Below are 22,631 nucleotides of genomic sequence, written 5' to 3'. Positions count from 1 at the left end.
TTCGCGATGGCGCCCATCGAGAAGCCCTATGAGTCCGGCCAGTCCTCGGCCATCGCCACGAACGCCCGCGCCGCCGGGGACAGCCCGTCCGGGCGGCTCACCAGCGACACGTGCAGGTGCCAGGCCGGCTCGATCCGGCGCACGGCCGCGCCCGTGCGCTCGGCCAGCGGCGTCCACGCCGCGGGCATGACCGCGTGCCCGAACCCCGACAGCACCAGCGGCAGGATCGAGGTCCGGTGCGCGATCTCGGCGGCCAGGTGCACGCCGTCGACGTCGGCGAGGAGGTCGTCCACGAAGCGGCGCATGATGCTCCCGCGCTGGGAGGCGATGAGCCGCAGGCCCCGGAAGTCCTCGCGGCCGACGGTGTCCCCGGGCGGGAGGTCCGCGCCGGGCGGGGAGATGAGGACGAGCGGCTGGCTCTCGACGGGCACAACGCGCAGCTCGGCGGTGCGCAGGTCCTCGGCCGAGCCGAGGAGCCCGATCTCGCTGGCGCCGGTCCTGACGTGGGCGACGACCTCGTCCGCGGTGAACGCGCCCTCGACGTTCATCGCGATCCCGGGGTGGCGCTCGGCGAAGCGCGACATCATCGCCGTCAGCGGCTCGATCCCGGGGGAGGGCATCGACACCATGTCGAGGCGCCCGCGTTCGAGCTCGCGCACCGAGCGGGCCGCGTCGCGCGCGGTCTCCAGGTCGCGCAGCACCTGCCGGGCCGGCTCGACCAGGCGGCGCCCGGCGTCGGAGAGCACCACACCGCGCCCGACCCGGTGGAACAGCTCGACGCCGAGCCCGCGTTCGAGGTTCGCGATCGACTGCGAGAGCGACGGCTGCGCGATGTGGATCTGGTCGGCGGCCTTGCCGAACCCGCCGTGGTCGACGACGGCGAGGAAGTATCCGAGTTGGCGTGCGTCCATGCGGCTCCGGCCTGCGAAGGGCGCCCGTCCTTGGACGCCTTTACGGCATTCTAGGTCGGGCGCCCGGTTTGCGGCAATTCAGTGCACCGGCCCGGTGGGGCGCCGGTGCCCTCGTGCGGTGTGCGTCAGCTTCCGATGCCGGTGAGGCTCACCATGAGCGGCATGAGCGCGATGATGACGGCCGCGCCGATGAGGTCGAAGGTGATGCCCGAGCGGATCATCTTCGTCATCGGCACGCAGCCGGTGCCGTAGACGATCGCGTTCTGCGGAGTCGAGACCGGCAGCATGAACCCGAGCGAGGCCGCGAACGTCGCCGCGAGCGCCGGCACCAGGGGATCGACGCCGGCCGCGGCCGCGAGCGGGATGATGATCGGCACGACCACCGCCGCCGACGCGGTGTTCGAGGTCGTCTCGGAGATGAGCACCGCCAGGATCACGGCGAACGCGGTGATCGCGAACGCGCTGGTGATGCCGAGCGCGTCGGAGGCGCCGTTGCCGATGGTCTCGGCCAGGCCGGTCGCCGAGAGCATGGCGCCGAAGATGATGCCGGTGCCGAACAGGAGGATCGTGCCCCAGTCGATCTTGGCCGCGTCCTTCCACGTCAGCGTCGCCTCCTGCTTGGACCAGTTCACCGGGAGGATGAACAGGAGCGCGGCGCCGATGACGGCGGCCACGCCCTCGTCGAGCCGGTCGCTCACCGTCGCGTACGCGCTGGAGTCGGTGCCGGAGACGAGGCCGACCACGGCCGGGACGAGCCACAGGGTCACGGTGATCCCGAAGGCGATCACGGTGTTCTTCTCGGCGCGGCTCATCGGGCCCTGCTCGGCGCGGCGCTCGCGGATGAACTCCTCGACCCCGTCGATCCGGCGGATCTCGGGGCGGTTCACCAGGATGAGCACCACCGCGAGGACCACGAACATGATGAGGCAGATCGGCAAAGCGGCGAGCATCCACTGCCCGAAGGAGATCCGCTCCCCGGTGGCCTCCTCGATGAGGCCCCGGCCGATCAGATTCGGCGGGGAACCCACGGGCGTGAGCAGGCCCCCGACCGAGGCGCCGTAGGCGAGCATGAGCATGAGCGCGGTGCCCACGCGCAGGCGCATCGGGTCGAAGTCGGGCCGCACGACCCCCTGGGCCTGCATGAGCTTGGCGATGACGGCGAGGATGCCGAGGGCCGTGGGCATGAGCATCGCGACGGTGGCGGTGTTCGAGATGAACGCCGACAGGGCGCAGGTGATGACGCCGAAGGCCACGATGGTCCGGAACGTCGACCGCCCGACCCCGGGCAGCCCCAGCACGAAGTACGCGACCCGCTGCGCCACACCGTGCTTGAGCATCGCCTGCGCCAGGATGAACGCGCCGATGAACGTGAAGATGGTGGTGGACCCGAAGGGCGCCAGCACGTCGTCGCCGGGCGCGACCCCGAGGACCACGATCGCGGCGACGCCGACGAGCCCGCCGATCGGGATCGGGATGGGCTCGCAGATCCACAGGACCACCACGCCCAGGAGAACCGCGGCGAGGGTCTGCTGGTCCCCGGGCATGTCGAGCGGCAGGAAGCCGAAGACGAGGCTGACCAGCGGGGCGAGGAACCAGCCGACGAGGCGGCGGCCCTTCTCGAACCGCTCCTCGGCGCCGGATCCGAGCTCGGAGAGACTGCGGTAGGTGGACCCTCCCAACAGGGCCTTGTCCACATCGGTGCGTGGCACGTCGGAGGGCGCCGCGGCGCCCTCGTGCTCGGCTGTCGAAGCCATGCCTCCTCCTTGAGGGATTGACTGTGATCACTGTCGCACCCGGCGGAGGGATACGTCCAAGAGTCGTACCCTTTGCGGCGTATAGGAGACGCCTATGTGTCGCTGTCCCACGGGCTTCGCGACGCGGTCAGGGCAGGTGCGGCGCGGCCGAGTCCCGGACCACGATGTGGGTGCCGAGCACCACCCGGTCGTCCGCCTCCGGTCCCCTGTGGAGCGCCCGGCGGACGGCCTCGCGGCCCAGCTGCTCGTGCGGCACGCGCACCGTCGTCAGGGCCGGGGTCAGGTCCGAGGCGAGCGGGATGTCGTCGAAGCCGACCACCGAGACGTCCTCGGGCACGCGCACGCCGCGCTCGCGCAGGGCCCTGAGCACCCCGGCGGCGACGATGTCGGTGGCCGCGAAGACCGCCGTGGCGTCGGTGCGCTCGGCCCACAGCGCCGCGGTCGCGGCGGCGCCGCCCTCGCGCGAGAAGGCGCCGGGGCGGATCAGCGACTCGTCCAGGGCCGCACCGTGGTCGGCGTGGGCGCGGCGGAACCCGGCGATGCGCTCGTCGGTGGTCGACAGCCCCGGTTCGCGGCCGACGTACGCGATCGTGCGGTGCCCGTTGTCGAGGAGGTACGCGGTCATCGCGTACGCGCCGCCCTCGTTGTCGTACTCCACGACCGTGGCCGGCACGCCGGGCCCGGGGGAGGGGCGCCCGCACAGGACCAGGCGCGACCCGGACTGCTCCAGCGAGTGCGCGAACGCGGTCATCCGCTCGGTGTAGGTGGCGCAGTCCTGGGCGCCGCCGACGAGGATCACCGCCTCGGCGCGCCGCTCGCGCAGCAGCGCCACGACCGCGGCCTCGCGCTCGGGGTCGCCGTGCGTGGTGCACAGGAGGCACAGGCGCCCTTCGGCGGCGGCCTGGCGCTCGACGCCGCGGGCGATGGACGCGAAGAACGGCCCGGTGGCGTCGTCCAGGACGAGCGCGACGGTCCCGGTGGCCGCGCCGCCGAGGGCCCGGGCGTGCGCGTTGGCGACGTAGTCGAGGTCCCGCATGGCGCGCAGGACCTTCGCGCGGGTCGGCGGGGCCACCGGGTAGTTCCCGGCGGCGACCCGCGACGCGGTCATGGCCGAGACGCCCGCCCGCGCGGCCACGTCGGCCAGCGTGGGTCGCTTCCCCGGTCCGCTTCGCCTGGGCACCGGCGCATCTCCTGGTCGGCGCTACGCCTGGCGCCAGCGCAGGTCGCCGTCGACGCGGTGTGCGAGCGGGCGGCCGGCGGCCAGCCGCTCGGCCTCCTCCACGATGTACAGGCCCATGCGCGCGAGCTCGTTCCCCTGCGAGCCGGCCACGTGCGGGGTGAGGAACACGTTCGGCAGGGTGAACAGCGGGGAGTCCTCGGGCAGCGGTTCGGGGTGGGTCACGTCGAGGACCGCCGAGATGCGGCCGGTCGCGAGTTCGGCGACGAGCGCGTCGGTGTCGACCAGGCGTCCGCGCGCGGTGTTGACGACGACCGCGCCGTCCTTCAGGGACGCGAGGCGCCCGGCGTCGAGCAGCCCGGCGGTGGCGGGCAGGTCGGGGGCGTGGAGGCTGACGATGTCGGCCTCGGCCACGAGCCGGTCGAGGTCAACCAGCTCGGCGCCCAGGTCCTCGGCGGGGTCGGCGAACGGGTCGGCGAGCAGCACCCGGAAGTCGAAGGGCCGCAGCAGCTCCAGCACCCGCCGGCCGATCCGGGAGGCGCCCACGATCCCCACGGTCCGCCCGAAGTTCCCGACCCGGGGGTGGATGCGGCCCAGCGTGAAGGACCGGTCGGCCCGGAACGCCTCCTGGAGTTCGAAGACCCCCTTGCCCGCCAGGAGGATCGCCGCCAGCGTGTACTCGGCCACCGGCAGCGCGTTCGCGTCCGCGGCCGAGGAGACCGCCAGGCGCGCCCACCCGGGCTCGGCCACGAGCGGCTTCACCGACCCGGCCGCGTGCAGCACCGTGTGCAGGCGCGGCGCGCGCTCCAGCGCCGCGGCGTCGAGCCGCGGTGCGCCCCATCCGGAGACGATGACCTCCGCGTCGGCGAGCGGCCCGAAGCCCTCGTACCGCTCGGCCACCCGGGACGGGTCGATGTCGAGCACCGCCCGCAGCCGCCGCATGAGCGGCGCGGGGAACAGCCCGGGCAGGTGGACGGGGTCCATGGCGAACAGCGCGGGCAGACGATCGGCCACCGGGGGCTCCTAAGAACGGGAGGGATAGTTATCGGTTTCTACCATAGAAGCCGAACCCTCACTTGTCGAGCCTCGCCCGCGAACGACCGTCTCCGAACCTCCGAACGCGCGTGAACTGCTGAAATGCGAGACCAGGCGCGCGGATCGAGCGGGAACGGTAACGATTCGGCCAAGCCGACTTGTGTTCGCGGGCCCTCGCCCCTAGTCTCACAGATAACGGTATCTACGCGATGCCCGACAGCCTCTCACCGCTGAAGGAGATCACATGCGAAACGCAAGGGCGCGTTCGTCGGCCGCCGCCGTGCCGGCACGGGGACTCTCACGCCGTTCGCTCATGCAGTCCGCCGGGGGCCTCTCGCTCGCCGCCGCCGTCCCGTTCGCGCTCACCGCGTGCGGCACCTCGGGCGGCACGACCGGCGGCAAGACCGCGATCCGGTTCCTCTACGCCACCGGCGACGAGACCTGGAACGCGGTGGCGAAGGGGGTCGCCGACGCCTTCAACGCCAAGAGCGCCACGGCCACCGTGGAACTGGAGCCGCTGCCCGCCGGCACCGACTACCCGACCGCGATGAAGACCATGGACGCCACCGGGAACTGGCCCGCCCTGGTCGACATGCGCGACACCCTCACCTACCTGGAGGCCGGGAAGCTCGCCCCCATCCCCGAGAGCGTCACCAGCCTGCTCAACGACGAGGTGTACGCCCCGGTCGAGGACGGCGAGGTCTACATCGTCCCGACCACCGCCCTCAACGGCGAGCTCGGCTTCAACATGGTCTACGACAAGGACTACTTCGACGAGCACGGCCTCGCCGTGCCCGCCACGTACGCCGAGTTCGTCGCGCTCCTCGACGCGATCAAGGCCAACGGCGACGCGCCCCTCGCCACCGCCGCAGGGGAGATCTGGCCCTCCGACCAGCTCTGGAAGCCCCTCGCCGCCCCCGTGTTCGCCCAGTACAGCGCGGCCGGCGGCTTCTGGAACGCCGTCCGCGCCGGCGACGCCTCCCTCGGCGACCTCCGCGAACCCCTCCAGCGCCTCAAGGACCTCACCGACGCCTACGTCCTCGAAGGCTGGCAGTCCACCCAGGACGCCCAGACCACCACGCTCCTGGTCAACCGCCAGGCCGTCATGGCCACCTCTTCGGCCGGCATCGGGCGCCTCAACGACGTCAACAAGGTCGACCCCGACTTCAACGCCGGGATCTTCTACGTCCCCGCCGACGACGGGAGGCTCAACGTCCTCAAGAACTCCGTCAACGGCGACACCGCCTCCGGCTTCGCGATCTCCGCGCAGGCCCAGGAGGACGGCGGGCAGTACGACGCCGCCGTGGAGTTCCTGGAGTTCTACTTCTCCGTCGAGGCGTGCGACCTCATGGAGGCGACCGGCATGATCGCCCCCAACGTCAAAGCCGCCGACGAGATCGAGCGCAACTCCTCCATCCCCGGCGCCGACGACTACTTCGCGCTCCTCGCCGACCCGAACCTCACCTGGTTCGCCAACGAGACCACCTGGTCCGGGTTCAGCACCTTCCACACCTTCTTCCGCCAGGCCCGCATCGAGATGCAGGACGGCCAGACCACCATCGACGAGTGCATCGCCAAGTCCCAGGAGGAGTTCGACGACCAGGCGGAGCAGGAGTGACCGCCTCCACCGCCGAACGCCCGGCCGCCCTCGCCGGCGGCCGGGCGCGGCCCGCGCCCGACCGCCGCCCGGCGCGCCGCATGACCCGCCACCGCGCCGTGATGCTCCTGTTCATCGCGCCCGCGCTCCTCGTCTACACCGTCATGGTCATCGCGCCCTCGATCCAGTCGATCCAGCTCAGCCTCACCGACTGGGACGGCATCAACCCCGCCTACGAGTACGTCGGCCTCGCGAACTACCGCGACATCCTCACCAGCGACCGGTTCTGGAACGCCACCCGGAACACCCTCGTCCTCGGCCTCGGCTCCGCCGTCATCGTGAACGCCGTCGCCCTCGGCGTCGCGCTCATGCTCGACAAGCTCCACCACGCCCAGGGGTTCTTCCGCACCATCGTGTACCTCCCCGCGCTCGTCAGCGGCTTCATCGCCGCCACGATCTGGAAGTACATGCTCAACTTCAACTTCGGGGCCGTCAACACCGTCCTGCGCGACCTCGGCTTCGAGGGCGCGGCCATGGACTGGCTCGGCGACAACGAGATCGTCGTGGGCGTCCTGCTGTTCATCATCTGCTTCACCCTGGGCGGCAACACCACCCTCATCTACCTCGCGAACCTCCAGTCGGTCCCGCAGGACCTCGTCGAGGCCGCGAGGATCGACGGCGCCTCGCGCGGGCAGGTCTTCCGCTACGTCACCTGGCCCATGCTCGCCGGGGCCGTCACCGTCAACATGACGCTCATGATGATCGCCGGGTGGACGATCTTCGACCAGGTCATGGTCCTCACCGCAGGCGGGCCCGGGTTCGTCTCCGAGACCATGGCGTTCTTCATCTACAAGGTCGGCTTCGGCGAGTACCGCGCCGGATACGGCTCCGCCGCCGCCATCGTCCTCTTCATCGTCGTCCTGGCGACCACGGTGCTCGCCAACAGGTACATGCGCAGCAGGGAGGTCCAGGCATGACCCGGTCACCGCAGGCGCGGCCCGAACTCCGCAAGGAGCGACGCCGCCTCACCGCCGGCGAGGTCGCCGTCATGGCCGTCCTCGCCGTCCTCGTGCTCGCCGTGTCCTTCCCCGTGCTCTACGCGCTGCTCAACTCCTTCCGCAGCTACGCCGAGATCACCAAGGACCCGATGGGCCTGCCCACCGGCCTCGGCCTCGACAACTACGTGCGGCTGTTCCAGACCACCGACTACGGCGAGGCCCTGCTCAACACCCTCGTCATCACCGGCGGGACCCTCGTCCTGCTCCTGGCGATCGTCCCCATGGCCGCGTGGGGCATCGAACGCCTCGGCGGGCGCTCCTCGCGCTGGATCTACCTGCTCTTCATCGCCGGGCTCATGATCCCCTTCCAGGTCCGCATGATCCCGCTCGTCTCCTCGATGAACCAGGTCGGGCTCTACTCCACCCTCACCAGCGTCATCCTCGTCCACCTCGGCGGCGCGGCCTCCTTCGGCATCCTCCTGTACTGCTCCTTCATCAAGGGCGTCCCCCGCGAAGTGGAGGAGGCGGCCGAAGTCGACGGCGCCGGGAGGCTCCGCACCTTCTGGTCCATCGTCTTCCCGATGCTCCTGCCGGTGACCTCCGCGTTCGTCATCATCCAGGCCCTGTCGCTGTGGAACGACTTCTTCATCCCGCTGGTCTTCCTCGACGCCTCCTCGGCCGGGACGATCAACGTGGCGCTCAGCCGCATGGTCGGGCTCCTCACCTCCCAGTGGGAGCTCATCTACACCGGCGCGATCCTCGCGATCGTCCCCTCGGTGGTCCTCTTCGCCGCGTTCCAGCGCTACTTCATCAAGGGCATGTCCATCGGGGCGGTGAAGGGATGACCGCCTGGCTTGCCTACGACTCGCGCCTGTCCCGGACGCTCCTGGGCGCCTTCTGGTGGTTCGCCACCTCGGTGCAGCTGCTCGCCACCGCCCTCCCGTTCGCCGCCGTCGACCACGCTATCGGCCTCTCCCACCTCGGGATCTGGCTCGGCGCCCTCGCCGCCGTCCCGGCCGGGCCCGGCCTCTACGCGGCCCTGAAGTGCATGCGGGACTTCGCCGCCGACGGCTACCCGGGCCGGCCCTTCGCCACGTTCTGGATCGCCTGGCTCGACGGCTGGAGGCGCCTGCGGCGCGTCTGGACCGGCGCCGCGGCCCTCGGCCTCCTCCTCGCCTACGACGCCGTCCTCTACGGCACCGGGGACGCCGCCTTCACCGCGATCACCGCCGCCGCCCTCCTCGGCCTCGCCGCGCTCATCGCCGTCGCCAGCGCCGTCCTCGCGGGAGCGGAAGGCCCGGCGCTGGCGGTCCTCACCGCCGCGCTCAAGGCCATGGTCCTGCGGCCGCAGGCCCCGGTCGCATGGCTCGCCCTCGCGGCCCTCGCCTACGGCAGCGCCCAGCTCCCGGTCGTCGGCCCCAACCTCGCGCTCTTCACGCCCGCCGCCTGCGCGTTCGCGATCCTGATCGTGAACGCCGCCACCGGCTTCGACCGCAGGGCCGCCGCCTAGGCGGCGGCCCTGCGGGGCCAGCCGCGCGGGCGCGGGCGCCTGCTGCATCATCGTGGGGGACAACGCCATCTGCATCCGCCGTCCGCGCCCCCGACGAGTCCCGAGAGGACGCCGCCATGTTCGTGAACCTGCGCGACCCCGCCGAGCGCCTGCGCGCCGGCCAGCTCTACCGGTCCGCCCAGCCCGGCGCCCTCGCGCCCGACCGGGTCGCCGCGATCGTCGCCGGACTGGGCGTGCGCGACATCGTCGACCTGCGCACCGCGACCGAAGCCGACCGGGTGCCGTGGACCGGCCTGCCCGACACCGTGCGGGTCCACCACCTGCCGCTCGGCGGCGACGTCATCGACCCCGAACCGCTGCGCCGCATCACCACCGGCGCCGACCTCGGCCGCTGGTACGCCGCCCTGGCGGCGGCTACCGCCGACCGGCTCGTGGCGATCGTGCGGCTGATCGCTCAGGACGGGCCGACGCTCGTCCACTGCGCGGCTGGCAAGGACCGCACCGGCGTCGCCGTGGCCGCCGTCCTGGAACTGCTCGGGTACGACCCCGAGGACATCGCCGCCGACTACGGGCTGACCGACGCCGCGATGCGCGAGGTGATCGCCATGGTGGCGACCGTGGGCGACGCGTTCGCGTTCGACACCAGCGGACTCCCGCCGATCCTCGGCCGGGCGCCGGTCGAGGCCATGGCGACCTGCCTCGCCGTGCTCGACGCCGAGCACGGCGGCTTCACCGGGCTGCTCACCGCCCACGGCCTCACCGAAGCCGACATCGCGGCCCTGCGCGCCCGTTTCACTGCGGAGGAGTAGCCGCGCCGCCGTTCAGTCCCCGACGCCCGGCCGCTCGGCCGGGAACCCGTGCGCCTTCGCGCCGATGACGACCGCCGCCACCGGGACCATGAGCACCAGGACTCCCCACGGGAACGAGCCGGGGCCCATGAGCGCGAGCATGACCCCGCCCGCGGCGCCGCCCGCGGCCATCGAGGAGTTCCAGGTGGTCACCAGCAGCGCCTGCCCGCGGTCGCCGCCCGCGTCGTTCACCGCGGTCTGGAGCAGCGTCGGCACCCCGCCCCAGCCCAGGCCCCACAGGACGACGGCGAGGAACAGCGGCACCGGCTCGTCGGCGAGCGCCGTCAGCACCGCCGCGGCCACCAGGAACAGGCCCGCGCTCGCGATCGTGAGCAGCCGCAGGCGCCGGTCCACGAGCGCGCCGGTGAGGACGATGCTCACCGCGGAGGCGATGCCGAAGACCAGCAGCACCTCCTCGCGGAGGGCGTCCATGCCGTTGGCGTGCAGGAAGGTCGCGATGTAGGTGTAGAGGACGTTGTGGGCGAGCACGTACGCGGCGACGGTGAACAGGACCGGGACGACGCCCGGCAGCCGCAGCGCGGCGAGGATCGGCTCCCGGCGGCCCGCGCGGCTCCCGGGGAACTCGGGCACGCTCGCCCTGATCCAGACCATGAGCGCGGCCGAGACCGCCGCCACGAGCCCGAAGGTGAGGCGCCAGCCGAGGAGGTCGCCGAGGAACGTGCCGAGCGGGATGCCGAGCGAGAGCGCCAGCGGCACGCCGGCCATGGTCATCGCGATCGCGCGGCCCTGGAGGTGCGGCGGGGCGAGGCGGCGGGCGTAGGCCACGAGTTCGGCCCACACGACGGCGGCGGCGACGCCCGCGAGGGTCCGCAGGACCATGGTGAGCGCGTACGAGTCCGAGACCGCGGTGACCAGGTTCGCGATCGCGAACATGGAGGCGGCCGCGAGGAGGAGGCGGCGGCGCGGCCACCTGGCGGTGGCCGCCATGACCGGGATCGCCGAGAGGCCGGTGGCGATGGCGTACACGGTGAGGGTCTGGCCGGCCGCGGCCTCGCTCACGCGCAGGTCGGCGGCCATCTCGGGGAGGACCCCGGCGGGCAGCGCCTCGGTGAGGATCGCCATGAAGGCGGCGGTGGTCAGGGCCAGGAGCGGTGAGATCGGAAGCTTCTCGGCCGCGCGTGGGGCGGGGACTGCGGTGGTGGTCATGCCGAGAAGCCTCCAACCTTGACACCTATGTCAGGGTCAAGTGCCCGTGAGGCGCGGCATACGGCGGGGCCCCGCACGCGCGCGTGCGGGGCCCCTTGCTCCACCCGGCTAGCGCCGCTCGGTGACCGGGTCGCCGATCACCCTGGGGGAGACGACGATCCGGTCGAGGTTCGGCGCCCACGCGTCGGGGTTGCCGAGGCGCAGGGGCCGGTCGCCGGTGGTGAGGGTGACGTGCAGCGACCGCTGGGAGAAGCTGTCCCACGAGTACGTGTACCGGAAGTACGCGTGCCCGACCTCGGTGCCGCCCTCGGTCACCTGGAGGAGGCGGTCCACGACCTGCGGGTTGTAGTCGTGCTCGCCCGAGAGCTCGGCGTTCGCGTAGTACACCGTGACGTCGTAGTCGCCGGGTGCGGCGAAGCCGTCGCGGGGGAGTTCGACCGCGTTCGCGGCGCCGTTCCCGACCCAGCCGACGTAGGCCATGCCGGAGGCGTTCGACCCGGTCGCGTCCGCGAGCGCCGTGACCGCGGCCGAGCCTAGGAGCACGGCGTCCTCGGCCTCGATCGACACGGCCGCGTCGTCGGCGCCGCGGTCGCGGACGGTGGTCAGCGCCCGCACCGTCGCGCCCTCGGGGGAGCGGAGCTCGATCTCGTTGATCCCCTCCACGAGGTGCACGGTGGCGCTGGAGTGCCAGCGGCCCTTGCGGTCCGCCGTGAACCCGGTGGCCGGCGCGCCGTTGACGGCGAGTTCGAGCGACGACGCCTTCGCGGTGGCCCAGTCGACGGCGATCTCGTAGTACCCGGTCTCCATCGCGTTGGCGTACAGGTCGGCGCGGCCCTCGCCCTGGAGCGCCGCCGAGCCGCGGTCGCTCCCGTTCGCCCAGTCCAGCGCGGCGCCCTCCTCAAGGCGGAAGGTCGCGGCCGGGTACACGGTGGACTCGGTCGCGACGGAGGTCAGCACGGCCTTGTCGAGGGTGATGTCGGAGTTCGGGAGTACTGTTGCGCCGTCCTCACTGGAGCGGAGGGAGAGGAGGTGTTCGCCCGCGGTGAGGTCCACCAGGACCTCGGCGCTGCCGCGGTACTGCCAGCGGCTGTTCGCGTTGAGCGCGAGGTCGGCCGCGTACTGGATCGTGCCCGCCGCGGTGTCGTCGACGAACAGGGCGTGGCGGCCCGGGACGCCGGGTGCGCCGCCGATGACCTGGAGCCGGTAGGCGCCGTCCTCGGGGACGTCCACGGTCCACTCGGCCCGTGAGGTCGCCTTGTCGAACGACCCGACGTCCTCGCCGCCGGAGGCGAGGAACTTCCAGCCGCCGCCCGCCTGCGGGTCCTGGGTGTACACGACGGCGTCGGTCAGGGCCATGTCCTCGGCCTCGATCACGGCGGTCCAGGGCTGCGCCTGGGCGTCGGCCTCCACATCGCGCGAGCTGTCGGGGGTGATGACGACCTGGTACCCGGCGTACCGGTCGTACACGGGCACCTCGAGACTGAGCCTGCCGTCCTCGACCTCGACGCCGTTCGCGGCGGCGACGACGCGCGGGGTGTCGGCCAGGCCCTCGGCGCCGGTGAGCGCCGCTTCGCGGACCTCGACGTCCACCTTGCCTCCGAACACCGAGCGGTCGAGGCCGCTGAGGTCGAGCGTGACGTCGGAGCCGGTGCCGCCGAACAGGACCGTGGCGCGCCGGTTCGCCTCGTCGATCGCGCCGATGCCCTGGAGGGTGTCGACCGCGTTCAGCTCGGGTGGGGTGACCGCCACGGTCTCGGACCCGGCGAGGTCGCCGTACCACTTGAACATCCACCAGCCGGCGTTCGCGCCGTTGGGGCGGGCGGAGTTGTCGGAGAGGTTGCCCGCGTAGTTCCAGTACGCGGTCTGCGCGTCGACCTTGGTGTCCTCGAACATCGCGAACCACTGCACGAGCTGCCCGGGGACGCCCATGTCGCGGAGCATCCCGTACTCGGTGATGTTGACCGGGATCGGGTCGAGGCCCAGTTCCTGTTCGAGGGCGCGGTAGTCGGCGAAGTGCTGCCGGTACGTCGCCAGGTTGTCGATGCCCAGCTCGTGCCAGATGAAGACGTCCGGCAGCGAGCCGTGGTCCTTGGCGAACCTGAGGATGTCGGCGCTGCGCTCGGGCTGCCACCGGGTGTCGCCGGGGCCGCCGATGCGGGCGTGTCCGAGGCCGTGGCGCTCCCAGACCTCCTGGATCTTCTCGTAGGTCGCCTGCCAGTCGGCGAGGAACTGCTCCTTCTGGTTCGGCCAGTCGGGGTACCAGTTGCCGCCGTCGGGCTCGTTGTAGGGGATGAAGACGTAGTCCTGGGGCCGGTCGGAGTCGACGGCGACGGCCTCGGCCACGAACTCGACGACCTCCAGGAAGTCCCAGACCCCGTTGGGCTCGGCGGTGTAGGTGCCGGTCGCCTGGTCGTAGGTGCGGTCGTCGCCGGGGCGTCGGCCGCCGTTGTAGGGCCACTCGGGGTAGTAGTCCTGCACGTAGATGTACATGTCCTCGCCGTGCTTGGCGAAGAAGCCGTCCTCGACCTTGACCGCGTCGCCGGAGGGGTGCTGGGTGCCGTAGGGGGCCTTCTGGGACGAGTTGGTGATGCGCGCGCCGTTGACCACGGCCGCGGTGGGGGCGCCCTCGTCGCCGAAGCCGTACAGCGTGCCGGTCGCGCCGCCGCGGAAGTCGCCGGTCCGCTCGGCGAAGTCCACGGCGAGCACCTCGGTCTCCTGGGCGCGGGCGGGTGCGCCGCTCAGGCCGGTCACGGCCGTCGCGGCGACCGCCGCGGCGGTGACAGTCGCCATCGGTCTCCTCATCTCGTTCGGTCCTCTCGTCGTCATCGACAGGGGTCGATCCATGGATCGGAGCCTGACCGTACCCAATGTTGATAACGATTTCAAGACGAGATTTGAAATCGATATCAGATCGGGCTAGGGTACCGGTTGAAATCGATATCAGAGCGCCGGACCCGGCGACTCTGCCAGACGATCCGGACAAGGGGCATCGTGGCCGAACAGTTCGCTTGGGGCAGTGACCGACTCGCACTCCGATTCGAGTGGGCCGACGACGCCCCCGTGCGCGTCACCGGGATCGTCCGCGGCGACCGCGACCTCCCCGTCCACGCCGTGCCCGTCGCGGAGGTCGTCACCGCCGCCCACGGCCGCAGCCCCTCCTCCGACCGCCTCGCCCACACCGCCCTCGGCGCCCTCCTGCGCCACGCCTCCCACCGCGAGGAGGCCTTCGACGGCGGCCGCCGCCTCGTCCTCACCCAGGCCGCCGCCGGACTGGAGACCGACACCGTCCTGGAGATCCGGGACGCCGCCCCCGCCGCGATCCGCGCCCACCTCACCGTCCGCGCGCTCGCCGGCCCCGTCGTCCTGCGCTCCGCCGCCTCCCTCACCATGGGCTTCACCGCCCCCGCCCCCGGCGCCCTCGACACCTGGCGGCGCCTCCACGGCGTCAGCGACTGGCTCGGCGAGGGCCGCTGGGCCGTCGAACCCCTCCGCGGCCGCGACTTCCCCGAACTCGCCTCCGAACTCACCTTCCAGGACCCTCACGGCTGCTGGGCCGCCACCTCCGACGGCACCTGGTCCACCGAGCACCACCTCCCCGTCGGCGGCATCGAGTCCGAGGCCGCCGCCCTCGCCCTGGTGTGGCAGATCGAGCACAACGGCGCCTGGCGCTGGGAACTCGGCGAGGACGTCGAAGGCGGCTACCTCAGCCTCTCCGGACCCACCGACGCCGACGCCGCCTGGACCCGCCGCCTCGAACCCGGCGACGCCTTCACCACCGTCCCCGCCACCGTCGCCGCGGGCGACGACTTCGAGGACGCCCTCGCCGCCCTCACCGACCACCGCCGCGCCGCCCGCCGCCCCCACCCCGACAACGCCGCCATGCCCGTCGTCTTCAACGACTACATGAACACCCTCCTGGGCGACCCCACCACCGCGAAGCTCCTGCCGCTCATCGCCGCCGCCGCCGGCATCGGCGCCGAGACCTTCTGCATCGACGCCGGCTGGTACGACGACTCCGGCGACTGGTGGCCCACCGTCGGCGAATGGCTCCCCTCCACCACCCGCTTCCCCGGCGGCCTCGGGGAGGTCGTCGACGCCATCCGCGCCGCCGGCATGGTCCCCGGCCTGTGGCTCGAACCCGAGGTCATCGGCGTCAACAGCCCCATGGCCGACCGCCTGCCCGACGCCGCGTTCCTCCAGCGCCACGGCCAGCGCCTGGTCGAGAACCAGCGCTACCACCTCGACCTGCGCCACCCCGCCGCCGTCGCCCACCTCGACGCCGTCGTGGACCGCCTCGTCGCCGAGTTCGGCGTCGGCTTCTTCAAGTTCGACTACAACATCAACCCCGGGCCCGGCACCGACCACGACGCCCAGAGCGTCGGCGACGGCCTCCTCGAACACAACCGCGCCCACCTCGCCTGGCTCGACGCCGTCCTCGACCGCCACCCCGGCCTCGTCATCGAGAACTGCTCCTCCGGCGCCCTCCGCATGGACTACGCGATGCTCTCGCGCCTCGCCATGCAGTCCACCTCCGACCAGCAGGACTTCACCAAGTTCCCGCCCATCGCCGCCGCCGCGCCGATCTCCCTCCTGCCCGAGCAGGCCGCCAACTGGGCCTACCCCCAGCCCGAGATGGACGCCGAAGAGGCCGCGTTCTGCCTCGTCACCGGCCTCCTCGGCCGCTTCTACGTCTCCGGCCACCTCAACCGCATGAGCGAGCGCCAGCGCGACCAGGTCGCCGCCGCCGTTACCGCCGCCAAGACCCTTCGTACCGAGATCGCCGTCGGCCACCCCCACTGGCCCGCCGGCCTCCCCGGCTGGACCGACCCCTGGACCGCCCTCGCCCTGCGCACCGATGCAAGTGACCTCGTCTCCGTCTGGCGCCGCGGCGGACCCGACACCACCGACCTCGCCTTCCCCCACCTCGCCGGACGCGACGTCGCCGTCACCACCGTCTTCCCGACCGACCTCCCCGCGTGGGACACCGCCTGGAACGCCGCCACCGGGACCCTCACCGTGCGGGCCGGAGGCGCCGAGACCGCCGCCCGGACCCTGCGCCTCACCGCGCGCTGAACCTCGACACCGACCTCGCAACCGACCCTCGAAGACCGCCAAGGAGCAGCTTCAATGAAGAACGGATTCCGCACCGCACTGGCGCTCGCCGCCGCCGTCACCCTCGCCGGGTGCTCCGACCCCGGCGCCGGCGACACCGGCACCGGCCCCGCCGACTGGCCCGCCCAGGACGCCGACCTCACCGGCACCACCCTCACGATCTGGGCCGCCCAGAACTCCAACACCGTGCCCGACAGCGTCATCGCCGGGTTCGAGGCGCTCACCGGCGCCGAGGTCGACGTGGTCACCATCCCCGACCCCTACGAGCAGGGCGTCCAGACCAAGGTCGCCACCGGCGACACCCCCGACCTCGCCTTCTGGCAGCCCACCGCCTCCCAGCTCACCGCCCTCAACGCCTCCCAGCACCTCCAGTCCCTGGACGGCGCGCCCTGGCTCGACGCCTACGACCCCGAACTGCGCGACATCACCGGCGTCCTCGACGACACCCGGTACGCCGCGCTCGTCACCACCCCCGCCGTCCAGGGCGTCTACTACAACAAGGAGGTCTTCGCCGCCAACGGGATCACCGACCTCCCCGCCGACTGGGCCTCCTTCCTCCAGACCGCCCGCGACCTCAAGGCCGCCGGCACCACCCCCTTCCACGAGATGGGCGCCGACCGCTGGGCCACCCAGTGGTGGGTCCAGGTGCAGCTCGCCGACGCCGCCGAGGACGGCCTCTGGGACCGCGTGAACGCGGGGGAGGAAGCCTTCACCGACCCGACCATCCAGGGCGCCATCGACCAGTACGCGGCCCTCATCGACGAAGGACTCTTCAACGCCGACATCAAGACCGCGACCTTCGAGGACCAGGGTGCCGCGCTCCTGGCCGGCGACGCCGCCATGGTCGTGCAGGTGAACTCCTTCTTCGGCCAGCTCCAGTCCCTCGCCGACACCGAGGAGCTGAACCGGAAGATCGGCTTCTTCCCGATCTCCCCCTCCGGCAACACCGGGACGTTCATCCCCGACCAGTCCAACGCCCTCGTCGCGTTCAGGACCGGCGACGAGCAGCGCGAGTCCGCCGCCCGCCAGCTCCTGTCCTACTGGCTCGGCGACGGCTACGGCGACTTCGTGAACGCCCAGTCCACCGTCTCGCTCCAGACCGGCACCGAGACCCCGGCCGACGTCCCCGAGGCGCTCCTGTCGGCCTCCGAGGCCGTCGGCACCAGCGCCGGGTCCATGCAGGCGCTCGCGATCGCCAACCCCGACCTGTACCTCTACCTCGCCGACATGATCCAGGGCACCAAGACGCCCGCCGAGGTCGCCGAGGCGACCCAGGCCCAGTTCGCCGAACTCGCCAAGGCCCAGGGCGCCGAAGGCTTCTAGACACCGCTCCACAGGGGGCACCGGTCGGGCATGGCCCGGTGCCCCCGCCCCTGAACCGAAAGGCAGGCCCATGGCATCCGCCACCGCGGGGACCCCGCGCTCCCGCCGCCGCGACCACCCGCTGTGGTTCCTCGTCCCGGCCCTGGCCGTCCTGGTCGTGTTCTTCTTCGTCCCGACCCTGTCCAACTTCGTGTACGCGTTCACGGACTGGTCGAGTTTCAAGAGCGCCATCAGCTTCGCGGGGGCCGACAACTTCACCTCCCTGTTCTCCAACGGCACGCTCCTCAACTCCCTCAAGGTCACCCTCGTCTACGCCGTGCTCGTCGCGGTCTTCCAGAACCTGTTCGGCCTCGGCCTGGCGCTGCTGCTCGAACGCGACACCGCCGTCAACCGGGCCGTGCGCGTGGCGTTCTTCGTCCCGGTCGTCATGTCCGCGCTGGCGGTCGGCTACATCTTCCAGGCGCTCCTCAAACCCGACGGGGCCCTGAACGCGATCATCGGCTGGTTCACCGGCTCCGCGGTGTCGATCCCGTGGCTGGGGTCGACGACCTGGACCATCGTGGTCGTCGCGATCGTCCACGCCTGGAAGTGGATGGGCCTGTCGATGCTCATCTACCTGGCCGGGCTCAAGACCATCGGCGAGGACGTCGTGGAGGCGGGCCGCCTGGACGGCGCGGGCCGCTGGACCATGTTCCGCTCCATCCGGTTCCCGCTCCTGGCCCCTGCGGTGACGTTCAACGTCGCGACCGCGCTCCTGGGTTCCATGAACGGCTTCGACATCGTCCAGGCCACCACCGAGGGCGGCCCCGGCGGCACCACCGAGCTGCTCAACATCTACATCTTCCGGACCTTCGGGCAGGGCCTGTTCGCCCAGGCGACCACCATGAGCCTGGTGCTGTTCCTCATGGTCGCGGTCCTCGCGTTCCCCGTCATCCGCTACCTCCGCAAGCGAGAGGAAGTCCTGTGACCGCAGCAGCCGCTCCGCGCCGGGCCCCGCGCCCGCGCCGCCGCATCGGCCAGCCGATCGCCGCGGTCCTCACCGCCGCGGCCGTGCTCGGCGTCCCGTTCTGGCTCGTCGTCGCCACCGCCGGGAAGGACCAGGGCGAGGCCCTGGACCCGGACCTGTCCGCGCCCTCGCAGTGGCACCTGCGGGAGAACTTCGCGACCGTGTTCGCGGACGGGCGGATGCCCGCGGCGTTCTTCGGGAGCCTCCTCGTCATGGTCCCGGCCGTCGTCGGGGTGCTCGTGCTCGGCTCGATGGCCGCGTGGATCCTCGGGCGCCGCGGCGGGCGGCTCTCGGCCGCGATCTACGCGCTCGGCATCTCCGGGATCGTGCTGCCGCCCGCGGTGGTGACGATCGTGCTCCTGCTGCGCCAGCTCGGCCTGGCCGGGACCGCGCTCGGGATGATCGGCGTCTACATGGGCATGTACCTGTCGACGGTGATCTTCTTCGTCACCGGGTTCGTGCGCACCATCCCGCACGAGCTGGAGGAGGCCGCCCGAGTGGACGGCGCCGGGCCGGGGCGCGTGTTCATCCGGATCGTCCTGCCGCTGCTGCGGCCGGTGCTCGCCACCGCGACGATCCTCATCTGCCTGTACATCTGGAACGACGTGTTCTACGCGCTCTTCGTGATCGGCGGGCGCATCGACACCCTGCCGCTCAACCTGTACCAGGTCGCGAGCGCGGGACTGTATCTCCAGAACTGGCACCTGATCTTCGCCTATATCATCCTGATGAGCCTGCCGCTGCTCGTCACGTTCGTGGTCGCCCAGCGCAGGATCATCTCGGGCATCACCAGCGGAGCGGTGAAATGAGATGCGACGCGACACGAGCAGGGCGGTGACATGAACAGGGCCGGCAACCCGACGATCTCCGATGTGGCCGCCCGCGCGGGCGTCTCCGTCCCGACCGTTTCGCGCGTCCTCACCGGCGCGGCGCGGGTGAGCCCGGCCAAGCGCGAACTGGTCGAGGCCGCGATCGCCGACCTCGGGTACCGGCCCAGCGCCGCCGCCCGCGCACTCGTCTCCCGCAAGCCGCAGACGATCGCGATCATCGCCGGGAACACCTCCCGCTACGGCTACGCGGAGACCATCCGCGGCATCGAGATCGCCGCGCGCGCCGAGGGCTACACCGTCATGATCACCGTGGTCGAGTCCGCGGACGAGGACGAAGTGGACCGCGCCATCGCGGCGACCCTGACCCAGCCGCTCGCCGGGGTCGCGGTCCTCAAGTTCGACCCGCCCGGAGTGGCGGCCCTGGCGAAGATCCCGCCGCACCTGCCCGTGGTCGCCCTCTCGGGCGTGCGCGACCCGGCGACCCCGCAGGCGGTCCTCGACGAGGCCGCCGCGGCCGACGAGCTCACGCGGCACCTGCTCGACCTGGGCCACACCACGGTCCACCACGTCCGCGTGCCGCCCTCGCGCAAAGTGGACGGCCGCACCACCGGCTGGCGCCGGGCCCTGCGCCGCGCGGGCGCGCCCGTCCCGGCCGCCGTCGACGCCACCTGGGACCCGCGCAGCGGCGTCGCGATCGGCCGCGCCCTCGCCGCCGACCCCGCCGTCACCGCGGTGTTCTGCGGCAACGACGAGATCGCCATGGGCGTCATGCGCGGCATCACCGAAGCGGGCCTGCGCATCCCCGACGACGTCTCCGTCGCGGGCTTCGACGACAACCCGCTCGCGGAGCTGTGGAGCCCGCCGCTCACCACGGTGGAGCAGGACTTCGCGGGCCTCGGCGGCCGCGGCTTCCAGCTCCTCCTCAACGCCGTCGACGGCACCGACGACCGCCGCTACTCCAGCGAGCGCCCGCGCCTGGTCCTGCGCGCGAGCACCGCGGCCCCCAAGCCCCGCGCCTGAACCGCCGTCCGACGGCGTTCGTCGAAGGCGCTATTCGAGGATGATCGCCTGGAGCGGGCACGCGCGCGCGGCCTGCTCCACGTCGTCGCGGAACTCCTCGGGCGGCTCGGCGAGGTACACGAGGGCGTCGTCGCCGTCGAGCTCGAACACGTCGGGCGCGGTGAACACGCACTGGGCCAGCACCTGGCACACGGCACGGTCGACACGGACCTGCATCGCGGCCCCCTTTCAGGCGGGGTTGAACTTGGAGTAGCGCTCGAACGTCCACCGCAGCGGCAGCGCGCCGTCGACCTCGACGGCCCGTTCGAGCGCGAAGGCGACCAGGCGCTGCGCGCCCGGGACGGCGGCGGCGCGGCCGGGGTCCCAGTCGGTGCGCGCGGTCCCGGTCAGGTGCAGCGCCCTGCCCCGCTCCCAGTCGAGGAACAGCAGGCCGCAGTGCGGATCGAGTTCGAGGTTCCCGAGCGTCATGTACATCGAGTTGCCCGCGTAGTCGGGCCACACGAGCGTGCGGTCGTCGGCGACCGCGATGAACCCCGGGTTGCCGCCCCGGTGCGAGGCGTCGGCCCCGAGCCCGTCGGCGCGGGTCGCGACGAAGAACGTGTCCGCCGCCGCGACCCACGCGACCTGCTCGGCGCTCAACCGGTCCGAGGCGCGCGAGGAGACCGGCCCGCCCGGCGCCTCGCCCGCGTCCACCGTCCGCGTCTGGATGTACTTGGGGCAGTTGGCGTAGACCTGCTCGGTCCGGACCGCGAGCCCGCTCCCGGTGCGGCGGGCGGTGCCGTTGACGCGCATCCGCCGCCGCGTGGCCGGCTCGATCGCGAGCATCCCGAGATCGCGGCCGCCGCCTCCTTCGAACAGGCCCGCGAGCGGACCGGTCTCGGGCACCGCGTCGATGCGGACCTCCCTGTCGCCCTCGGCCCTGACGAAGCCCTCCGGGCCCGCGAGCGCCCCGGCCCAGACCGCGCCGTCGTCGTCCGCGGCGCCGATGACGACCATGCGCTGGCGGGCGAGGAAGTCGGCGGCGACCGCCGGGATCGCCGCCTTGGCGCCCGCCGACCCCCAGCCCTCGGCGTCGAGTCCGGTCCGGCGCTGCACCGCGAGTTCGCCTGCGTGTCGCATGATCCGCTCCCGGTCTAGAAGAACCCGCAGGTCGGCTTGCCCGCGGTCGGTGCGGGCGCGGTGTCGGCGCCCGCGGGCGCGTAGATCTCCAGGCGGGTGCCGTCGGGGTCGGTGAAGAACAGCCCGCCGGAGGACGCGCCCTCGCCGTGGGGGACCACGCCGTCGTAGACGAGTTCGGCGCCGGCGTCCTTGAGCACGGCCTCGGCCCGGTGCACGGCGTCGATGTCGGGCGCCTCGAACGAGAGGTGGTGCAGCCCTGCGCGGGACGCGTCGAAGCCGCCCTCGCTCTGCTGCCACAGGGTCAGCACCAGGTCGCCGTCGTGCCCGAGGAACGCGTACCGGTGCTCGCCCTCGGCCCGCTCGCCGAGCAGTTCCAGTTCGAAGACGGTGCGGTAGAACGCGATCGAGCGGGTCAGTTCGGTGACGTTGAGTCCGATGTGTCCGGTCTTGAGCGCCATGGGGCCTCCAGGATCAAGCAAGCGATCTCACGGTTGTTCCGTGAGATTGAAGCCTCGCACATCGATCTAACGCTTGCAAGCGATGCAACCATTAGAGTGGCGGCCGTCTCGGTCCCTCGCGCCCCGGCCGCGCACGCCGAAGCGCCGCATACCTCTCGGCATGCGGCGCTTCGGTTCCCGATCAGTCCTGTGCGTCCCGGTGCCTCGCGTAGTGGCGGGCGGCGCGGGCGCGGTTGCCGCAGCCGGCCGAGCACCACTCCCGGCGCGGGTGGTCCTTGGTGAAGTAGAGGACGCAGCTCGGCCCGTAGCAGGCCCGCAGCGTGCCCCGGCCCGCCCCGGCGAGCAGCTCGACCCCCTGCGCGGCCAGCGAGGCGAGCAGCCGCCGCGCCGGATCGCCCGCACCCGCCGACGTCCCGGTGAGCCCGTCCCCGCGCAGTTCCAGCACCGGCCACGACGGCGCCAGCGCCGCCGCCCGGTTGACCTCCGCCACCGCCGCCTCGACCTCCTCGACCGCCGACGCGGCGGCGGGCCGCGTGTCGCCGGTGGTGAACGCCGCCAGCCGCCGCAGGGCGTCGCGCAGGGCCCGGAACCGGTCCCGTTCGCCCTCGCTCGCGTCGGCGGCCGCGGGGTCGAACGCCGCGACCCACTCCCGGAACCCCTCGACCGTGTCGAAGTCGTCGGTCAGCACCGACCGCCCCGCCCAGACCGTGTTCATCAGCCGGACCGGGGCGGGCTCGTCGGGCAGCAGCGTCGCGGGCATGTTCCA

20 protein-coding genes are annotated in these 22,631 nt (G+C 72.3%); 10 read left to right on the top strand and 10 right to left on the bottom strand.

From position 1 onward, the window contains the following. Positions 1-26: 26 nt before the first annotated feature. The 4 genes from BLS99_RS07385 to BLS99_RS07370 all read right to left on the bottom strand — a co-directional run bounded on the left by BLS99_RS07385 (position 27) and on the right by BLS99_RS07370 (position 4,826). The gene (locus tag BLS99_RS07385; protein ID WP_091046164.1) at positions 27-911 is read right to left on the bottom strand and encodes a LysR family transcriptional regulator; all 885 of its coding nucleotides are present in this window, start codon (positions 909-911) and stop codon (positions 27-29) included. 125 nt (positions 912-1,036) lie between these two features. After that, positions 1,037-2,665: an SLC13 family permease gene (locus tag BLS99_RS07380; RefSeq protein WP_091046160.1), complete on the bottom strand. Its 1,629-nt coding sequence runs from the start codon at positions 2,663-2,665 to the stop codon at positions 1,037-1,039. A 127-nt stretch (positions 2,666-2,792) separates the two neighbouring features. After that, on the bottom strand, positions 2,793-3,845 hold the full coding sequence (locus BLS99_RS07375; protein ID WP_091046153.1) for a LacI family DNA-binding transcriptional regulator: 1,053 nt from the start codon (positions 3,843-3,845) through the stop codon (positions 2,793-2,795). A gap of 21 nt (positions 3,846-3,866) precedes the next feature. Beyond that, on the bottom strand, positions 3,867-4,826 hold the full coding sequence (locus BLS99_RS07370) for an NAD(P)-dependent oxidoreductase (protein WP_176953290.1): 960 nt from the start codon (positions 4,824-4,826) through the stop codon (positions 3,867-3,869). Between the two features lie 364 nt (positions 4,827-5,190). Between BLS99_RS07370 and BLS99_RS07365 the strand changes: the two genes are divergently transcribed. The 5 genes from BLS99_RS07365 (at position 5,191) to BLS99_RS07345 (ending at position 9,791) form a co-directional block, all read left to right on the top strand. After that, positions 5,191-6,495, top strand: a complete 1,305-nt coding sequence (locus BLS99_RS07365) for an ABC transporter substrate-binding protein (RefSeq protein ID WP_091046149.1) — start codon at positions 5,191-5,193, stop codon at positions 6,493-6,495. Beyond that, on the top strand, positions 6,492-7,451 hold the full coding sequence (locus tag BLS99_RS07360) for a carbohydrate ABC transporter permease (protein WP_218126334.1): 960 nt from the start codon (positions 6,492-6,494) through the stop codon (positions 7,449-7,451). Before BLS99_RS07365 ends, BLS99_RS07360 begins: the two co-directional genes overlap by 4 nt. Continuing rightward, a complete protein-coding gene (locus BLS99_RS07355; RefSeq protein WP_218126333.1) occupies positions 7,448-8,317 on the top strand; it encodes a carbohydrate ABC transporter permease in 870 nt (289 codons plus the stop codon). Before BLS99_RS07360 ends, BLS99_RS07355 begins: the two co-directional genes overlap by 4 nt. Next, entirely contained in the window at positions 8,314-8,982 is a 669-nt protein-coding gene (locus BLS99_RS26090; RefSeq protein WP_091046146.1) for a hypothetical protein, read from the top strand. Before BLS99_RS07355 ends, BLS99_RS26090 begins: the two co-directional genes overlap by 4 nt. 116 nt (positions 8,983-9,098) lie before the next feature. After that, on the top strand, positions 9,099-9,791 hold the full coding sequence (locus tag BLS99_RS07345) for a tyrosine-protein phosphatase (RefSeq protein WP_091046143.1): 693 nt from the start codon (positions 9,099-9,101) through the stop codon (positions 9,789-9,791). A 12-nt stretch (positions 9,792-9,803) separates the two neighbouring features. On the opposite strand, the gene BLS99_RS07340 is transcribed toward BLS99_RS07345, so the two are convergent. Together BLS99_RS07340 and BLS99_RS07335 are read right to left on the bottom strand one after the other, a co-directional pair. Beyond that, positions 9,804-10,997 (bottom strand): MFS transporter, encoded by a 1,194-nt coding sequence (locus tag BLS99_RS07340; RefSeq protein WP_091046141.1) that lies wholly within the window; start codon positions 10,995-10,997, stop codon positions 9,804-9,806. 108 nt (positions 10,998-11,105) lie between these two features. After that, a complete protein-coding gene (locus tag BLS99_RS07335; protein WP_218126332.1) occupies positions 11,106-13,787 on the bottom strand; it encodes a carbohydrate-binding protein in 2,682 nt (893 codons plus the stop codon). A gap of 201 nt (positions 13,788-13,988) precedes the next feature. Here BLS99_RS07335 and BLS99_RS27350 point away from each other — a divergent pair, with 201 nt between their 5' ends. The 5 genes from BLS99_RS27350 to BLS99_RS07310 all read left to right on the top strand — a co-directional run bounded on the left by BLS99_RS27350 (position 13,989) and on the right by BLS99_RS07310 (position 20,288). After that, entirely contained in the window at positions 13,989-16,070 is a 2,082-nt protein-coding gene (locus tag BLS99_RS27350) for a glycoside hydrolase family 36 protein (RefSeq protein WP_091046132.1), read from the top strand. Positions 16,071-16,124: 54 nt separating this feature from the next. After that, positions 16,125-17,432: an ABC transporter substrate-binding protein gene (locus tag BLS99_RS07325; RefSeq protein ID WP_091046128.1), complete on the top strand. Its 1,308-nt coding sequence runs from the start codon at positions 16,125-16,127 to the stop codon at positions 17,430-17,432. A 70-nt stretch (positions 17,433-17,502) separates the two neighbouring features. Beyond that, on the top strand, positions 17,503-18,399 hold the full coding sequence (locus tag BLS99_RS07320; RefSeq protein WP_091046124.1) for a carbohydrate ABC transporter permease: 897 nt from the start codon (positions 17,503-17,505) through the stop codon (positions 18,397-18,399). Continuing rightward, entirely contained in the window at positions 18,396-19,247 is an 852-nt protein-coding gene (locus tag BLS99_RS07315) for a carbohydrate ABC transporter permease (RefSeq protein WP_091046121.1), read from the top strand. Before BLS99_RS07320 ends, BLS99_RS07315 begins: the two co-directional genes overlap by 4 nt. Positions 19,248-19,277: 30 nt before the next feature. Then, the gene (locus tag BLS99_RS07310) at positions 19,278-20,288 is read left to right on the top strand and encodes a LacI family DNA-binding transcriptional regulator (RefSeq protein ID WP_091046118.1); all 1,011 of its coding nucleotides are present in this window, start codon (positions 19,278-19,280) and stop codon (positions 20,286-20,288) included. A 30-nt stretch (positions 20,289-20,318) separates the two neighbouring features. Here BLS99_RS07310 and BLS99_RS07305 read toward each other — a convergent pair whose 3' ends face one another. From BLS99_RS07305 to BLS99_RS07290, 4 genes are all read right to left on the bottom strand, one after another. Continuing rightward, complete coding sequence (locus BLS99_RS07305) at positions 20,319-20,504, bottom strand: ferredoxin (protein WP_091046114.1); 186 nt, start codon at positions 20,502-20,504, stop codon at positions 20,319-20,321. A gap of 12 nt (positions 20,505-20,516) precedes the next feature. Next, positions 20,517-21,407 carry a pyridoxamine 5'-phosphate oxidase family protein gene (locus BLS99_RS07300; protein ID WP_091046110.1) on the bottom strand — a complete coding sequence of 297 codons (891 nt, stop codon included), beginning with the start codon at positions 21,405-21,407 and terminating at the stop codon, positions 20,517-20,519. Between the two features lie 14 nt (positions 21,408-21,421). Continuing rightward, complete coding sequence (locus tag BLS99_RS07295) at positions 21,422-21,865, bottom strand: VOC family protein (RefSeq protein ID WP_091046106.1); 444 nt, start codon at positions 21,863-21,865, stop codon at positions 21,422-21,424. Positions 21,866-22,046: 181 nt separating this feature from the next. Further along, positions 22,047-22,625 (bottom strand): CGNR zinc finger domain-containing protein, encoded by a 579-nt coding sequence (locus tag BLS99_RS07290; protein ID WP_091046102.1) that lies wholly within the window; start codon positions 22,623-22,625, stop codon positions 22,047-22,049. Positions 22,626-22,631: the final 6 nt, after the last annotated feature.

It is taken from the genome of Glycomyces sambucus, from assembly GCF_900102815.1.
Lineage (GTDB): Bacteria > Actinomycetota > Actinomycetes > Mycobacteriales > Micromonosporaceae > Glycomyces > Glycomyces sambucus.
The sequence above is the reverse complement of the archived record's forward strand: the minus strand, read 5'-3'. Positions and strand labels throughout refer to the sequence as shown.

Excerpts from the sequence above, each read along its gene's own strand:
- BLS99_RS07335 (WP_218126332.1), bottom strand. The coding sequence starts at position 13,787 with ATGGCGACTGTCACCGCCGCGGCGGTCGCCGCGACGGCCGTGACCGGC.
- BLS99_RS07380 (WP_091046160.1), bottom strand. The coding sequence starts at position 2,665 with ATGGCTTCGACAGCCGAGCACGAGGGCGCCGCGGCGCCCTCCGACGTG.
- BLS99_RS07345 (WP_091046143.1), top strand. The coding sequence starts at position 9,099 with ATGTTCGTGAACCTGCGCGACCCCGCCGAGCGCCTGCGCGCCGGCCAG.
- BLS99_RS07340 (WP_091046141.1), bottom strand. The coding sequence starts at position 10,997 with ATGACCACCACCGCAGTCCCCGCCCCACGCGCGGCCGAGAAGCTTCCG.
- BLS99_RS07305 (WP_091046114.1), bottom strand. The coding sequence starts at position 20,504 with ATGCAGGTCCGTGTCGACCGTGCCGTGTGCCAGGTGCTGGCCCAGTGC.
- BLS99_RS07290 (WP_091046102.1), bottom strand. The coding sequence starts at position 22,625 with ATGCCCGCGACGCTGCTGCCCGACGAGCCCGCCCCGGTCCGGCTGATG.
- BLS99_RS07325 (WP_091046128.1), top strand. The coding sequence starts at position 16,125 with ATGAAGAACGGATTCCGCACCGCACTGGCGCTCGCCGCCGCCGTCACC.
- BLS99_RS07300 (WP_091046110.1), bottom strand. The coding sequence starts at position 21,407 with ATGCGACACGCAGGCGAACTCGCGGTGCAGCGCCGGACCGGACTCGAC.
- BLS99_RS07370 (WP_176953290.1), bottom strand. The coding sequence starts at position 4,826 with ATGGACCCCGTCCACCTGCCCGGGCTGTTCCCCGCGCCGCTCATGCGG.
- BLS99_RS07295 (WP_091046106.1), bottom strand. The coding sequence starts at position 21,865 with ATGGCGCTCAAGACCGGACACATCGGACTCAACGTCACCGAACTGACC.
- BLS99_RS07355 (WP_218126333.1), top strand. The coding sequence starts at position 7,448 with ATGACCCGGTCACCGCAGGCGCGGCCCGAACTCCGCAAGGAGCGACGC.
- BLS99_RS07365 (WP_091046149.1), top strand. The coding sequence starts at position 5,191 with ATGCAGTCCGCCGGGGGCCTCTCGCTCGCCGCCGCCGTCCCGTTCGCG.
- BLS99_RS07320 (WP_091046124.1), top strand. The coding sequence starts at position 17,503 with ATGGCATCCGCCACCGCGGGGACCCCGCGCTCCCGCCGCCGCGACCAC.
- BLS99_RS07385 (WP_091046164.1), bottom strand. The coding sequence starts at position 911 with ATGGACGCACGCCAACTCGGATACTTCCTCGCCGTCGTCGACCACGGC.
- BLS99_RS26090 (WP_091046146.1), top strand. The coding sequence starts at position 8,314 with ATGACCGCCTGGCTTGCCTACGACTCGCGCCTGTCCCGGACGCTCCTG.
- BLS99_RS07310 (WP_091046118.1), top strand. The coding sequence starts at position 19,278 with ATGAACAGGGCCGGCAACCCGACGATCTCCGATGTGGCCGCCCGCGCG.